This window comes from Hanamia caeni, from assembly GCF_003721595.1.
In the GTDB taxonomy this organism is placed as follows: domain Bacteria; phylum Bacteroidota; class Bacteroidia; order Chitinophagales; family Chitinophagaceae; genus Ginsengibacter; species Ginsengibacter caeni.
On record NZ_RJJR01000029.1, the window covers coordinates 15,838 to 30,543 of the forward strand.

Annotated in this window: 12 protein-coding genes; 3 read left to right on the plus strand and 9 right to left on the minus strand. The window is 39.0% G+C overall.

Translation table 11 applies throughout. The annotated features are described in order from the left end of the window. Positions 1–155: 155 nt before the first annotated feature. The 7 genes from mraY to EFY79_RS20880 all read right to left on the minus strand — a co-directional run bounded on the left by mraY (position 156) and on the right by EFY79_RS20880 (position 8,535). Positions 156–1,460: a phospho-N-acetylmuramoyl-pentapeptide-transferase gene (gene mraY / locus EFY79_RS20850; RefSeq protein WP_123122697.1), complete on the minus strand. Its 1,305-nt coding sequence runs from the start codon at positions 1,458–1,460 to the stop codon at positions 156–158. An 18-nt stretch (positions 1,461–1,478) separates the two neighbouring features. Continuing rightward, on the minus strand, positions 1,479–2,945 hold the full coding sequence (locus EFY79_RS20855; protein ID WP_123122698.1) for a UDP-N-acetylmuramoyl-L-alanyl-D-glutamate--2,6-diaminopimelate ligase: 1,467 nt from the start codon (positions 2,943–2,945) through the stop codon (positions 1,479–1,481). Between the two features lie 2 nt (positions 2,946–2,947). Continuing rightward, entirely contained in the window at positions 2,948–5,065 is a 2,118-nt protein-coding gene (locus EFY79_RS20860) for a penicillin-binding protein (RefSeq protein ID WP_123122699.1), read from the minus strand. Positions 5,066–5,192: 127 nt separating this feature from the next. After that, the gene (locus EFY79_RS20865; protein WP_233578074.1) at positions 5,193–5,546 is read right to left on the minus strand and encodes an FtsL-like putative cell division protein; all 354 of its coding nucleotides are present in this window, start codon (positions 5,544–5,546) and stop codon (positions 5,193–5,195) included. A 45-nt stretch (positions 5,547–5,591) separates the two neighbouring features. Beyond that, positions 5,592–6,497 carry a 16S rRNA (cytosine(1402)-N(4))-methyltransferase RsmH gene (gene rsmH, locus EFY79_RS20870; protein ID WP_123122700.1) on the minus strand — a complete coding sequence of 302 codons (906 nt, stop codon included), beginning with the start codon at positions 6,495–6,497 and terminating at the stop codon, positions 5,592–5,594. A 3-nt stretch (positions 6,498–6,500) separates the two neighbouring features. Next, complete coding sequence (gene mraZ / locus EFY79_RS20875; RefSeq protein ID WP_123122701.1) at positions 6,501–6,965, minus strand: division/cell wall cluster transcriptional repressor MraZ; 465 nt, start codon at positions 6,963–6,965, stop codon at positions 6,501–6,503. Between the two features lie 232 nt (positions 6,966–7,197). Further along, entirely contained in the window at positions 7,198–8,535 is a 1,338-nt protein-coding gene (locus EFY79_RS20880) for a sensor histidine kinase (protein WP_123122706.1), read from the minus strand. Between the two features lie 142 nt (positions 8,536–8,677). Here EFY79_RS20880 and EFY79_RS20885 point away from each other — a divergent pair, with 142 nt between their 5' ends. From EFY79_RS20885 to EFY79_RS20890, 3 genes are read left to right on the plus strand one after another with little or no spacing between them, the layout of a single operon-like run. Beyond that, a complete protein-coding gene (locus EFY79_RS20885) occupies positions 8,678–9,229 on the plus strand; it encodes a YqgE/AlgH family protein (RefSeq protein ID WP_123122702.1) in 552 nt (183 codons plus the stop codon). Positions 9,230–9,269: 40 nt separating this feature from the next. After that, positions 9,270–9,425 carry a hypothetical protein gene (locus EFY79_RS21525; protein ID WP_158605269.1) on the plus strand — a complete coding sequence of 52 codons (156 nt, stop codon included), beginning with the start codon at positions 9,270–9,272 and terminating at the stop codon, positions 9,423–9,425. Between the two features lie 37 nt (positions 9,426–9,462). Next, entirely contained in the window at positions 9,463–10,419 is a 957-nt protein-coding gene (locus EFY79_RS20890) for a 1-acyl-sn-glycerol-3-phosphate acyltransferase (RefSeq protein ID WP_158605270.1), read from the plus strand. A gap of 92 nt (positions 10,420–10,511) precedes the next feature. On the opposite strand, the gene fusA is transcribed toward EFY79_RS20890, so the two are convergent. Continuing rightward, on the minus strand, positions 10,512–12,659 hold the full coding sequence (gene fusA / locus EFY79_RS20895) for an elongation factor G (RefSeq protein ID WP_123122707.1): 2,148 nt from the start codon (positions 12,657–12,659) through the stop codon (positions 10,512–10,514). 303 nt (positions 12,660–12,962) lie between these two features. Beyond that, positions 12,963–14,405: a glycoside hydrolase family 30 protein gene (locus EFY79_RS20900; protein ID WP_123122704.1), complete on the minus strand. Its 1,443-nt coding sequence runs from the start codon at positions 14,403–14,405 to the stop codon at positions 12,963–12,965. Positions 14,406–14,706 lie beyond the last annotated feature (301 nt).

A 14,706-nucleotide genomic window follows, 5' to 3' on the forward strand; every position in this document is an offset into this window, starting at 1 on the left:
TTAAAAAAGGTTTTTCAAAAGCATTGAATTTAATGGGCAGAAAAGTATATCACAGGATTTGGTATGGTATAATCTTTTCTGTATAAAAATGTTTTCATAAAGACAAATTCTTCAAATCAGTTTTTTGTTTTTAAATGTTTTTAATGTTTTGCTTTTTACCTCAGTTTTAAAGTAACCACCGCGAGCACCATTGTCATAATGGTAACTACCCAAAATCTTACTGCAATCTTGCTCTCGTGGTATCCCAATTTTTGATAATGATGATGGAGGGGGCTCATTAAAAAGACCCGCCTTCCCTCGCCGTATTTTCTTTTCGTGTATTTGAAATAAGTAACCTGTATCATCACGCTCAGGTTTTCAATCAGGAATACAAAGCAAAAAATCGGGATTAGTAATTCTTTTCTAACAATGATAGCCAGGGAAGCAATGATACCCCCAAGGGCGAGGCTTCCGGTATCACCCATAAAAACCTGCGCCGGGTAAGCATTATACCATAAGAAACCTACACATGCACCCACAAAAGCCGCGATGAATATGGATAATTCACTCAGGTTTGGTATATACATAATGTTGAGATATTCTGCCACCCTGAGATCGCCACTAACAAACACAAAAATGCCCAAACCAAGTCCTATGATGGCGCTCACGCCTGTAGCAAGTCCATCTAATCCATCTGTAATATTCGCGCCATTGGATACTGCAGTCACTATAAAAATTACGATGAGGATATATAAAATATAGGTGTAGTCTTCCCAGCTTGCCGGCAATAAACGCGCATAATTAAACTCATGATTTTTAACGAACGGGATTGTGGTTATCGGCGTTTTTACGGTAACAAACCGATGCATCTCACCATTAGCTATAAGTGTATCTTCCCCAACTTTATGCTCGCCTCTTTGGGGCACATAAGTACTTAGTGATTTACTTCCGATTATTTCCCGCTTTACTACAACCGAAGGATTAAAATAAAGCGTGGCTCCGATAATAATTCCTAAGATCACCTGGCCAAAAATTTTAAATTTCCCGGCAAGCCCATCCGCATTTGTTTTCTTAAAATCAACTCCTTTTTCTTTAGCTATCTTCTTTGCCTTTATTTTTAAATAATCATCCACAAAACCTATAACGCCCAACCAAACAGTACATAACAACATCAGAATTACATACACTTTATTCAGATTTGCTAACAATAATGTAGGTACTACAATCGCCAGCAGAATGATAATCCCACCCATGGTTGGTGTTCCGCTTTTCATTTTTTCGCCCGCAAGGCCGAGCTCTCTGACTGATTCGCCGATTTGTTTTTTCTTCAAAATCCGGATGACCCTTTTGCCATAAATCATTGTGATGATAAGAGATAACAACACCGCTATCAACACTCTGAAGGTGATAAAATGCACAAGACCGCTACCCGGAAATTTAATCCCGTTTTTCGCGAACCATTCAAATAGCTGATATAGCATTGTTATTTTATTTCTTATTTATTTTTCCATCAAATGAAACATCTCTGCCAAAACTTCTTTGTCATCAAAATGTTTCTTCACTCCTTTTGTCTCCTGGTATTTTTCATGGCCTTTGCCAGCCACCAAAATGATGTCCTCCTTTTTTGAAAGAGAGACCGCCGTCTTTATGGCTTCTTTCCTGTCTGTAATTGAAAGGCATTTTTTTCTTGCCACAATTGGAACTCCCTTTTCCATTTCCTTTATAATTTCCTGCGGATCTTCGCTCCTGGGATTGTCTGAAGTAAAAATTATCTTATCGCTGTACTCACAGGCAACCTCAGCCATTTCCGGTCTTTTCGTTTTATCGCGATCACCCCCGCATCCAACTACCGTAATTATATTTTGCTCTCCTTTGCGAAGATTTTTGATCGTAGCAAGCACATTCAATAAAGCGTCAGGCGTATGTGCATAATCCACAATTCCCACCACTTTTTCATTTGGTGAAACGATATACTCAAATCTTCCTTCGGCGCCTGTGGTATTGCTCAAAATCTGCAACACTTTGGCTTTTTCTTCGCCCATGCACATTGCGGCTGCATAAACAGCCAAAATATTGTATGCATTGAAAGTGCCTATTAATCTGAAATGAACCTCAACATCGTCTATCATCAGTTCCAGACCTAAAAGGGAATCTTCAATTATTTTTGCCCTAAAGTCAGCCAATGTTTTCAGGCTGTACATATATTTTCTGGCTTTCGTATTTTGAAGCATAATACTTCCGCGCTTGTCATCTGCATTACTTATCGCGAAAGCCGAAGATGGCAATGCATCAAAAAAGGATTTTTTCACCCTGATGTATTCATCAAAAGTTTTATGATAATCTAAATGATCATGAGTGATGTTGGTAAAAATCCCTCCTTTAAACTGCAGCCCATCTATCCGATGCTGATGAATAGCATGCGAGCTGACTTCCATAAAAATATGTGTGCATCCTAAAGAATACATTTTACTGATTAAAGCATTCAGGCTTACGGGGTCAGGCGTGGTATGTGTTGATGGAAGAATTTCTTCGCCAATTACGTTTTGAACTGTACTGATTAACCCACATTTATTTCCGAGCGCAGTAAATAATTTGAATAACAAAGTAGCCACGGTGGTTTTGCCATTAGTTCCTGTTACGCCGATGAGCGCAATCTTTTCTGTAATGCGGCCGTAAAAATTATGAGCCATTATGGCCGCGGCTTCAGCGCTATCGCTTACCACTGCGTAATGAACATCTTCGTTCAGAATTTTAGGAATGTCTTCGCAAACAATTGCTATCGCTCCGTTTTCAATTGCTGTGCCAATGTATTGATGACTGTCAGTTACTGTACCCTTCACTGCAATAAAACAAGTGCCTGGCTTTACTTTGCGGGAATCAGTTTCAACGCTTAATAATTGGACTGAAGTATCTCCAACTATTTTTTGCAATTTTACTTTATATAATATTTCCTGGAATGATGCCATTATTAATTTAATTGAATTTTTATGGTTTCGCCCTTATTAAATGATGAATTTTCCAAAAGCGATTGATAAACCACCTTTCCCCTTCCTGATGCAGAAACTCTTAAACCCATATTTTCCAAAACATACACAGCATCTTTTAAGCCCATTCCCTTTACATCAGGAATTTTATCAGGAGATTCAAAAATGTTATTGCTGAGAATTTTTGCATTATTTTCCTGTAAAAAACCAAGTACCCATTTATTGTGTGAAGAATCTTTATCATTATATTTAAACTCTTCAAGAATATTATTTACATCTTTCTTTAATCCATAGAATTTATACAGGCTGCTATCAACAGGAGTTTCAGCCGGATCAAAGTATTTTTTTCCTACCATAGTGGCATACAACTTATCGGCAACTTCCTTAAACACAGGACCCGAAACTGAAGCGCCATACACATGTTTGGATTCGCTGCTATTTTGAATTACCACGCTTATACTATACACCGGATTTTCCGCAGGAAAATATCCTATAAAGGCCGATTGGTAAATTTTTGAGCCCTTATTATACCCGCGGTTATCCATAGCGGACACAGCAGTTCCGGTTTTTCCGGCAATATCATAAATAGTGCTTTCAAGGGCGTGGCCGGTACCATCTTCATCTTCAATCACTGATCTAAGGCAACCTTTTAACTTGCCCAGCGTTTCATCGCTACATATTTTTTCTACCAACACCTGCGGCTTAAACGTCTCAATTTCGCCGCTCATATCATTTATAGAATTTACCAGATAGGGTTTCATCATTTTGCCATTATTTGCTACGGCATTATAAAGCATCAACAGATTTAAAGGGGTTTCCAACTCTTCATATCCATGTGCCATAAACGGAATAGTGGTCTTTGCCCAATATTTGCTGTCAGGTTTTTTGATATATGGATTGGGTGCTCCTACAATGTCAATCCCGGTATTCTGATCAAGCCTGAGCGCATGAAGGTGATCGTAAAATTTCCCAGGCTGATTGTGATAATATTCATCTGCAAGCTTGGCAAAAGCCACATTAGATGAAATGGCAAAAGCTTCCCTCACAGAAATTTTGCCGGTTCCCAAATGAGAGTCCGTGATATGCAGTCCGTAAAAGCTTTTGCGACCGCCTTCACAATCAACAATGGTTGACGTATCCACATATTTATCCTCGAGTAGGGCCGTCAGCGTAGCCAATTTAAAAACCGAACCGGGCTCTGTCCTCATTCCGAAGCCGTAATTGTAATCTTCCCAATAAGTTCCGTCAGCCTGTTTTCCAAGGTTCGCAATTGCTTTAATTTTACCCGTTTTCACTTCCATCACAATGCAACTGCCGTGGATGGAACTATTCTGGTCCATCATTCTGAGCAGCGCATTTTCTGCCACATCCTGGATATAAGTATTAATGGTAGTGATTACGTCTTTACCGTTTTTGGGTTGAATCTCCGCTCCATCAACCGGCACATAAGTACCAGCAGTATACCGCATCAATTTTTGGCCAGTCTGGCCTTTTAAAACGCTGTCGTATGACCTTTCAAGCCCTACATTTCTGCTGGTATCGCCGCGCGAGAGGCCAATAGTGCGGTTTGCGAGCAACACATACGGATTTATCCGGTTGTCTTTCACTTCCACAATAAAGCCACTTTTATTCCTGCCTTCCCTTACCAGGGGAAAATCCCTAAGCGCACGGTATTCGTCGAATGATATTTTTTTCTTCAGGCCGTAGTAACGAAGTTTCTTTTTATAATTAGCTATCAATAATTTTTTATAAGATGAAGCGCTTTTATCCTTAAAAAGCTTCGCCAGGCAAAAGGATAATGAATCCAGGTTTTTGTAAAACCGCTTGCCTTCTCTTTCCCGCAGTCCATCCGCCCCAAAGTCAATGTAAATATCAAACACGGGCAATGAAGTGCTGAGCATATTTCCATCCTCACTTAAAATGCTTCCCCTTTCAGCGTCGACATCCATATATTTTAAATGTTGCTTATTGCTCATGCTTTTCCAATAATCGCCTTGCACTCTCTGGATATAAACAGCACGGCCCAATACTACTAAACCCAACAAAATGATGAAGAGAAAAGATAGATGGACGCGCCATAATATGTCTTTCTTTATATCCAATTTTGAGTTGCTTTTTTTTATCTGTTATTAGTTATCATTTTTGATTTTGCTAAATAGATTTATCGATTATTTATTGCTTTACTTATAACTTTCTACTTATAACTTTTTACTTTACACTTATAACTTTTCACTTCTCTTCCAGTGTATCAATAATGCGCAAAGGAGGAACGGTAAGCGGCTTTAAACCCAGCGGCTCAACGGCCTTTGCCAATTCGCTTTCTTTGCTTCTGAAAATCACTTCCTGCTTCGCTGTTTTAAATTCATATTCCATCTCTTTTAAATTCTTTTCCGTTTTATTAATTTCTCTCATTGTCTTGTCGGCATAATGCCCGTTTGCTATATAAATAAGCGCAATAGCTGCTATAAAAAAATAAAAAGGAATACTCTTTACCATCCACCGGTTGTACATCCATAGCCAATGTTTTCTTTTGTGTGGATGTTTTATTTGTTTATCGTTATGTATATTGTCTTCAGCCATCATTTGTAATGACAGGTTTAATGATTTTATTTTTTGATTTTACAAAACCTATATCTTTTCTGCGATTCGTAACTTGGAACTTCTCGAACGTGGATTTTGTAGTTGTTCTTCTTTGGAGGGGATTACCGGCTTTTTTGTAATCACTTTTAATTCACTTTTCACCGGGTTGCCGAAAATGTCTTTTTGCTGTTCCGGCTCGAAATTTCCATTCTTAAAAAAGTTTTTTACCAACCTGTCTTCTAACGAATGAAAAGTAATTACAGCAATTCTGCCTCCGGAAGCCAATACATTTACTGATTGCAGAAGCAACTCTTTCAACACATTTAATTCATCGTTTACTTCAATGCGTAAAGCCTGAAATACCTGCGCCAAATATTTTTGAGGATTTCCTTTTACTACCGGAAAGATTGCATTTTTAAATTCTTTTATCGTCTCTATCGGCTGCAACCTTCTTGCTTCCACAATCTTTTGAGCCAGTGTTTTTGAATTGGACACTTCGCCATATTTCTCAAAAATCTTTTGAAGCATTTCTTCGGAGTAGGTTTGAACAACCTGCGCGGCGGTTTTTGAATCATTCCGGTTCATGCGCATATCCATGGACGCGTCAAACCTCGTGGAAAATCCGCGCTCTGCTTCGTTTATCTGATGGCTCGAAACGCCCAGGTCAGCCAATATACCATTTACCGAAAAAATCTTATGAAAGCGCAGAAAGCGCTGCAGGTGGCGAAAATTGTGTGGTACAAACAGGATTCGGGGATCATCGGGCACATTTTTTCTTGCATCTTCATCCTGGTCAAAAACTACCAGTTTGCCGGTTCTGTTCAATTTTTCGAGGATTTTTTTGCTGTGCCCTCCACCGCCGAAAGTGCAATCCACATACACGCCCGAAGGAACAATCTGTAATCCTTCAATTACTTCATGCAAAAGAACGGGCACGTGATATGCCTGTTGCATATTTTATAATTTAGGAGTTTTATCGCTCACCATCACTTCCTTTGCCAATTCGCTAAAAGATTCAGGTGAAAAAGTTTCAAAGAACTGCTGATAACTGGCTTTGTCCCATATTTCTATTTTATCAATCGCCGAAACCAATACAATATCTTTTTGCAGGCCGGCATATGCAACCAGGTTTCCCGGTATTAAGAGTCTTCCTGCGCTATCAAAACTTACTTGCGTGGCGCCATTCAAAAAATACCTTTTGAATTGCCTTATTTTTGGATCAAAATCATTCAGCTTGCTTAAATCAGAAAATAAGGGTTGCCAGCTTTCATCTGTATACAGGCTTAAACATTTTTCAAAACCCCGGTTTATGACAAACCCCTGCACTCCATTTTCAGGCAATTGTTTTTTAAATCCTGCCGGAAATAGAAAGCGCCCCTTCGCGTCCAGTGTAGCTTCATATTCACCAATAAAGCCCGTCATCTATCTCGATTTTTTTGAAAAATTCCTATATTCTCCACAAAATAACACTTTTTCCCACTTTTCCAACAAATCAGCAAATAACTTTTTTATCCACAAGGCTGAAACTCAGCGCCGTATTAGATTCTAAACCGTAATCCTAAGATTTCACTAAAAATTAATGTGAATTGAATGTTGAAAAGCAGTGGATAAACTTCTCCCAACAAGAAGATCGTGCGGAGTTTTAAAAAATAATTTAGGAGAAGGTGGTTTCGGAAGGCTTTTTTATCACTGAAAAATCAAGTGTAAAACAACTTCCCTTTCCCGGTGTGCTTTCGGCTTTTATTTTGCCGTGGTGTGCATCCACGATGGATTTGACATAGCTTAAGCCAAGGCCAAAGCCCTTGATGTTATGGATATTTCCGGTATGGGCGCGGTAAAATTTTTCAAATACTCTGCTAAGTGTTTCTTTGTTCATCCCAATGCCGTTGTCCTCAATTTTTATTCTAAAGTGACTGTTGAAATTGGAAGTGGATACCTTAATTTTTAAATCGTCTTTCGAATATTTTACCGCATTGTCTAACAGGTTATTAATAATATTGGTAAAATGAACATCGTCAGCAAGTATTAAATCACAGGTAGCCTTGAAATCCGTTTCCAGCGTGCCATTTTTCTCTTTAACGGGCAATTGAATATTATTTATGGCCGACATAATTAAGTCATGGGCGTGCAAAGGCACAAGATTTAAACGCACTTCCTGCTTCTCCATCAAGGCGGCTTCCAATATCGTTTCCACTTGTTTGTTCATGCGTTTGTTCTCGTCCTTAATGATAGCAGAAAAATATTCCATCTTGGATTTATCGTTGATAACTTTTTCATTTTTTAAAGCATCCACAGCGAGAGATATCGTTGCTATAGGTGTCTTAAATTCGTGGGTCATGTTATTGATAAAATCCGTTTTTATTTCGCTTAGCTTCTTCTGCCTGAGCAAGGCCCTTATCGTGATAAAAAATGCGGCAAAAATGACAACTGTGAAGATTACGGCTCCTATCAACATCCAAACCATCTGCTTCCATACCAGGTTTTTAACATGAGGTACCACCACTATCAGCAATTCCTGCGGAGCAAGTCCGGATGCGAAACTTGTGCTGCCTGAAGACAGAGGAAAAATAAATGAGCGGTTATTTATGGTATCACTATAAGCAGTATAAAAATTTTTTGATTGCAAGTCATCTCCTATCATGGATGTAGTAGTAACCGCAAATTCAAAATTTAAATCCCGGATATTATTTCTTTCAAATTCTTTATTAATGATGGTTCCTACTTCCTGGAGCGAAAAATTATGAGCAATGGTAGACGGAAAAACCTGCAAAGGAAAAAGCAGATCAGCGTTTTTGCGATTACCAAGCTGCGACAATTTTGCATTTTCATCTTCAAGATCACGTGCAGATTGAACCGTCACCATTTTTATGGCTTCTTCAAACTGCAATTCTTTATCCTGCAACGCCTGCTTAATCCAAACTACCTGAAAAAAAATAATTCCCAACAGAGAAACGAAAACCAAAACAGTAATAATTGGGAAAATTTTTTTCATGCGCACAAATTTAATCTTCATGCCCCGCAAAATGATTGTGGAAGCTAACTTTAATTCATTTTTTAACTAACTCTTATCGTTAAATTGGCGATAAAGAAAGGCATTTTTATTTTTTTTGAGAAAATAAAATTAAATTAGAATTATGATGTCACCCGATAAAGGAACCTTACTAATAGCCAATCCATTTTTAAAGGACCCAAATTTTAGCAGGACCGTCATTTTCCTGTGTGAAAATGTGAAAGAAGGAAGTTTCGGCTTTGTATTAAACAAGGAGTTTAATCAAACATTAGATGAACTGCTTCCGGACCTTGGAATGCCTGCCTTTCCGGTGTACGCAGGCGGACCGGTACAACTGGATTCATTGCATTTTTTACATCAATACCCTGACCTCATCAGCGGGGGAATTGAAGTCTTTGACGGTGTGTATTGGGGAGGAAATTTTGAAACCTTGCAAATTCATCTGAAAAATAATGACATTAGCAAAAACAAAATCAGGTTTTTTCTTGGCTACAGCGGATGGACAGAAGGGCAACTGGATATGGAACTTAAAGAGGATAGTTGGATAACGGCTATGGCTACACGAAAAATCATTTTTGAAACAAGCGCCTCAGATGCGTGGAAAGAATCATTAAATGTACTGGGAGGCGATTATAAGATGATGGCGAACTTCCCGATAGATCCGCAGCTCAATTAAGATGGCAGGTTTATTGTTATAGCCAAATGAAAACTTCATTATGAAAAAGATATTGGTTTTACTAGGCGCCCTGGGAATTGGAATATATTTTTTGCTTAAAGATTCAGAGAAAGCAGAAATCGAAAAAGCAGAAAAGAAAATAAAGAAGAAATTACACAAGAGCCATTTTCCTAAAAAACAAATCGTGATGGAATAAGAAATGGCTTGAACTTTTATTTTTTATCAGGAATAATTTGCTGTATAAGATTTTACTTTTCCCGGCTAAACTGGCAATCCACTTTTATTGCCGAAGCATTACTATTAATGGTAAAAAATGGCTGACTGAAAAAGGGCCGCTGCTTATTGCCGCCAATCATCCAAACTCATTTCTCGATGCAATTATAGTGAGCACTCTTTTCAAGAATCCGGTATTTTCACTTGCCCGTGGCGATGCATTTGCCGGTAGATTTTTTACCACAATTCTTACCTCACTACACATGCTGCCGGTGTACAGGCTTACCGAAGGCGCCGAAAATATTGAAAGAAATTATTCCACATTTGAGGCCTGCCTTAAATTATTTAAAGAAAATAAAATCGTTTTAATTTTTAGTGAAGGAAGATGCGTTAATGAATGGCATCTTCGCCCATTGAAAAAAGGTACTGCGCGGCTGGCGCTTGATGCCTGGGAAAATAATATTGCTTTAAAAATATTGCCGCTGGGAATTAACTACAGCTCTTTTCGTTTTTACGGAAAAAATGTAATTCTCAATTTTGGAAACGCTATTCTAAAAGAGGATTTTATTTTTGATGCAAAGGGTAAATCAATTAATGAATTCAATGAAAAATTAAACGCACAGTTAAGTACGTTGGTATATGAAACCGACAAGAATGATCTTTCAAAACTTAAAGAACTTTTTTTGTTTAAGAATTCAGCTTTAAAAAATTTGATATTATTTATTCCAGCGGCAATCGGTTTTATCATCAACTCACCATTATATTTCCTATTTCATTTCATTATAAGAAGCCGCTCAAAAGATCACTATGATTCTGTAATGACAGGATTATTGTTTCTTTTTTATCCGCTCTATGTGTTGGCAGTTACAATGGCCGTTTTCTTAATTTCCAAAAGCTGGTATTCGTTACTGATATTGGTTTTGCTTCCATTCACGGCCTGGAGCTATTTACAATTGAAGAGGCAGATACCAAAATAAAAAAAAGGGATTATTTGTGGGTTTACTGCCAGGTAGCCCATAAAAAAAGGCCGTCTTTTCAGACAGCCTTTTAAGAAATATCAAAAATTAAATTACTCTTCCACCTTCATCTTTCCTTTCTGTTTTGCAACTACTTCTTCCGCAATATTATTCGGAGCAGGTGCATAATGGCTGAACTCCATTGTTGAAGTGGCGCGGCCACTGGTGATGGAACGCAATTGTGTTACATAGCCAAACATTTCACTCAAAGGAACTTTTGCTTTTATCACCTGAACACCATGCTTGGTATCCATGCCTTCCAGCATTCCACGACGGCGGTTTAAGTCGCCGGTTACATCGCCCATGTATTGGTCGGGAGTTAATACTTCCACTTTCATTATCGGTTCCAGCAACACCGGTTTAGCTTTGCGGCCAGCTTCGCGGTAACCCTGCTTCGCACACATTTCAAATGAAATGGAATCAGAGTCAACCTGGTGAAACGAGCCATCAAAAACCCGCACTTTCATGCTCTCCATCGGGTAACTAGCCAAAACCCCGGTTGTCATTGCAGACTCAAATCCTTTTTGTATGGCCGGAACAAATTCTTTAGGGATTGAACCACCAAATAAACCATTTACAAACTGGAAGTTACCTTTTCCTTCTTTAAGAAATTCTTCGTCAGCGGGCCCCATTTCAAAAACGATGTCGGCAAATTTACCGCGGCCACCTGTTTGCTTTTTCAACACTTCCCGATGTTCAACAGTGGTTCTGAATGCTTCTTTATAAGCAACCTGCGGCGCTCCCTGGTTGATTTCTACTTTAAATTCACGTTTTAACCGGTCAATAATTATTTCCAGGTGCAACTCTCCCATTCCGCGAAGAATCGTTTGGCCGGTTTCTTCATCAGTATTCACCTTAAGCGTAGGATCTTCTTCTACCAGCTTGGAAATGGCCATTCCCATCTTATCCACGTCCGCCTGGGTTTTAGGCTCAATTGCAATGGCAATAACCGGCTCAGGAAAGGTAATAGATTCAAGAACTATCGGGTTATTTTCATCACAAAGCGTATCGCCGGTTTTAATATCCTTAAACCCAACAGCCGCTCCGATATCACCTGCCTGGATAAAGTCAACCGGGTTTTGTTTATTGGCATGCATCTGCATAATCCTTGAAATTCTTTCATTTTTGCCCGTACGTGTATTGAGAACATACGAACCAGAATTCAATTTTCCACTGTAGGCACGGAAGAACGCTAAACGTCCCACAAAAGGATCAGTTGCAATCTTAAATGCCAAACCGCTGAAAGGTTCTTTTGGATCGCAATGTCGTTCTACCTCTGCGCCTGTATCAGGGTTGGTGCCTTTTATTGGAGGTAAATCCATTGGTCCCGGCAGGTAACGAACAATTGCATCTAATGCAGCCTGCACCCCTTTATTTTTAAATGAAGAACCGCACATCATCGGGATGATAGATAAATCAATCGTTGCTTTACGAATCGCTTCGTGCACTTCATTTTCAGTGATAGTAGCCGGATCGTCGAAAAATTTCTCCAATAACTTTTCATCATATTCTGCCACAGCTTCTATAAGATGCTGGTGCCATTCTGCCACATCTTCTTTCATGTCTTCGGGAATAGGCACTTCTTTGAAAGTCATTCCCTGGGTGGCATCATCCCAAACAATCCCTTTAAGCGTAATCAAATCAACTACTCCTTTAAAGCTATCCTCCGCACCAATCGGCAATTGCAGGGGAACGGCTTTAGCGCCCAGCATTTCCTTAACCTGCTTTACCACGTTTAAGAAATCAGCGCCGGAACGGTCCATTTTATTTACAAATCCGATACGCGGAACTTTATATTTATTGGCCTGGCGCCAAACAGTTTCACTCTGAGGTTCTACACCACTTACTGCACAGAACAGAGATAACAAACCATCCAATACACGAAGCGACCTTTCCACTTCCACGGTAAAATCCACGTGACCCGGAGTATCAATAATATTGAATTTGTACAAATGACTGTCGGGTGTTTTTTGCCCCTGAACGGTTGGAAAATTCCAGAAGCAGGTAGTAGCGGCTGAGGTGATAGTGATACCTCTTTCCTGCTCCTGCGCCATCCAGTCCATGGTAGCAGCGCCATCGTGCACTTCACCTATTTTATGGTTTACACCTGTATAATACAGAATGCGCTCTGTTGTAGTGGTTTTGCCGGCATCAATGTGAGCGGCAATACCAAAATTTCTTTGAAATCGTAAATCGGCCATTTGGCTTGTTTTTATTTTTTGTGAATTATGTTGCTCTGAATCTGTGATAAAAGTTCTAAAAAAACGATGATTTTTTGAAAAAATCCTTTTTTGTAAAACAAAATTTAACCACAAATTTTCGAGGGCGCAAAGGTACGAAGTTTTGGGAAAAAAATCATAGCCTGATAGCATCAATTTGGAAGCTATTCAGTTTTTTTAACAAAAATAAATTCAAGGAATTCAATATAAATCATCTTCATTATATACCCGTAATAAAAAAATGCAGCTATTTGTTGCTTTACTGTGAATGTTGCTTTTGCCTGCTTACCAAACGTAAGTGGCCACAGCCCCGCTATTAAGCGATGCAGACGCGGTTTCCCCATTAAATTGAATGTTGAATTGCCGCCATTGGCTTCCGGTATTTAATACAATCAGAACTTTTTGGCTGCCTGGCGTTACAAAAGCAACGCTTGAAATTCCGGATATATCGCTTGAATAGATTCGCACCGAACCCGGCCTAACAAATTTAGAAGCATGCGCAATAATATAATAAGATTGATTTTTTGTAATGGCATTTCCATCTACGGTAACCGCGCCAAGGCAGGTGGTACATCCTCCATCCGTATGTGGGCCCAAATCAGGGTCTGAGGCAAGATTCCATTCCAACACATTGCGGCTCCAGTTTTTTGTAGCACCAATTATTAAATTATTGATGGCCCAGGATAAATCTCCTGCAAAGGAAGAACCTGACCCGGTATATTGCTCGGTAAAATAAATATTCTTTTCCGGAAAGGCATCATGAACCTGAGACAGCGCTGAAATATTCCCGGCATATAAATGAAAAGCGGAGCCATCCACATATTTTCTGGCTTCGGCGTCCTGCAAAATAGTCAAAGGATATTGCGGTTCATCGGCATTGTGATCGTAACAAATAATTTTGGTAGAAATTCCCGCCTTTTCAAAAGCAGGCCCAAGGTTGTTTTTAATAAAATCTCTTTCGTCCTCAGCGCTCATGTACATGCTGGGATTATTTTTAGGATTTAGCGGCTCATTTTGAGGCGTAATGGCATCAATATCAATTCCTTCGGCCTTCATAGCCTGGATATATTTCACAAAATAATGGGCATACACATCATAATATTTTTCCTGGAGTTTTCCTCCTATCGAACTGTTATTATCTTTCATCCAAACAGGCGCTGACCAGGGCGAGCCTAAAATCTTTATTTCAGGATTTATTTTAAGAATTATTTTAAGAACCGGAATCAGATCTTTCTTATTTTCACTGATGCTGAATTTTGATAAATCAATATCCGTTTCTCCGGCAGGCAAGTCATCATAAGAATAGACATGGCTGCTGAGATCAGAAGCGCCGATGCTCACTCTTAAATAGCTTATCCCAATTGAATTGCTGTCTGTTGAAAACAATTCATTCAAAAGGTTATCTTTTTCTTCTTCAGACATGGAATTGATCAAATACGCACTTCCATCAGTAAGGCAAAACCCAAAGCCATCAATGGATTGAAATTTTTGGGTGGAATCCACTTTTACAGTGGGAAACTGATTACTTACCTTAGTGAATGATATATCTTTTTGGCGGCTGAATAAGGCTGTTTTATTTCCTTCGGTTAACCAGGATTGAATTTTCCCGTAAGTCTCAGCAGAATCGGAAGGTGGAGTGCTCGCGGAACTATGTGGTTGGCTTTTTGAGCAGGAAAAAACAAAGAATGATAGAATAAGATAAATAAGCGAAAATTTATATCGTTGCATACTCTTATTTTTTAATTGATGTGATTGACGTCTCATCTGCTGCTAAAGACAAAAAATAAAAGCGTCAATATTTGTAGGTTTACTATAATTAGCTCGCTATAAATTATTAAACGTGTGACTTATTCAAACCAATTCTTATAAATAATCTGTTAACCGGCAGAAAAAAACTCTTCCCTACCGGTTAACAGAATATAAATTGATCAGCAATTAGTAAGTAAACCCAGGCATCGCAGCCTGAGATTCTGTTAGAACGGTACGTAACAGTCTCCCGTTATACCGCTCCGATTTTCCAACCGTTGGT

Coding starts and splice junctions, on each gene's coding strand:
- mraY (WP_123122697.1), bottom strand. CDS start 1,460: ATGCTATATCAGCTATTTGAATGGTTCGCGAAAAACGGGATTAAATTT.
- EFY79_RS20855 (WP_123122698.1), bottom strand. CDS start 2,945: ATGGCATCATTCCAGGAAATATTATATAAAGTAAAATTGCAAAAAATA.
- EFY79_RS20865 (WP_233578074.1), bottom strand. CDS start 5,546: ATGATGGCTGAAGACAATATACATAACGATAAACAAATAAAACATCCA.
- rsmH (WP_123122700.1), bottom strand. CDS start 6,497: ATGCAACAGGCATATCACGTGCCCGTTCTTTTGCATGAAGTAATTGAA.
- mraZ (WP_123122701.1), bottom strand. CDS start 6,965: ATGACGGGCTTTATTGGTGAATATGAAGCTACACTGGACGCGAAGGGG.
- EFY79_RS20880 (WP_123122706.1), bottom strand. CDS start 8,535: ATGAAAAAAATTTTCCCAATTATTACTGTTTTGGTTTTCGTTTCTCTG.
- EFY79_RS20885 (WP_123122702.1), top strand. CDS start 8,678: ATGATGTCACCCGATAAAGGAACCTTACTAATAGCCAATCCATTTTTA.
- EFY79_RS21525 (WP_158605269.1), top strand. CDS start 9,270: ATGAAAAAGATATTGGTTTTACTAGGCGCCCTGGGAATTGGAATATAT.
- fusA (WP_123122707.1), bottom strand. CDS start 12,659: ATGGCCGATTTACGATTTCAAAGAAATTTTGGTATTGCCGCTCACATT.
- EFY79_RS20900 (WP_123122704.1), bottom strand. CDS start 14,405: ATGCAACGATATAAATTTTCGCTTATTTATCTTATTCTATCATTCTTT.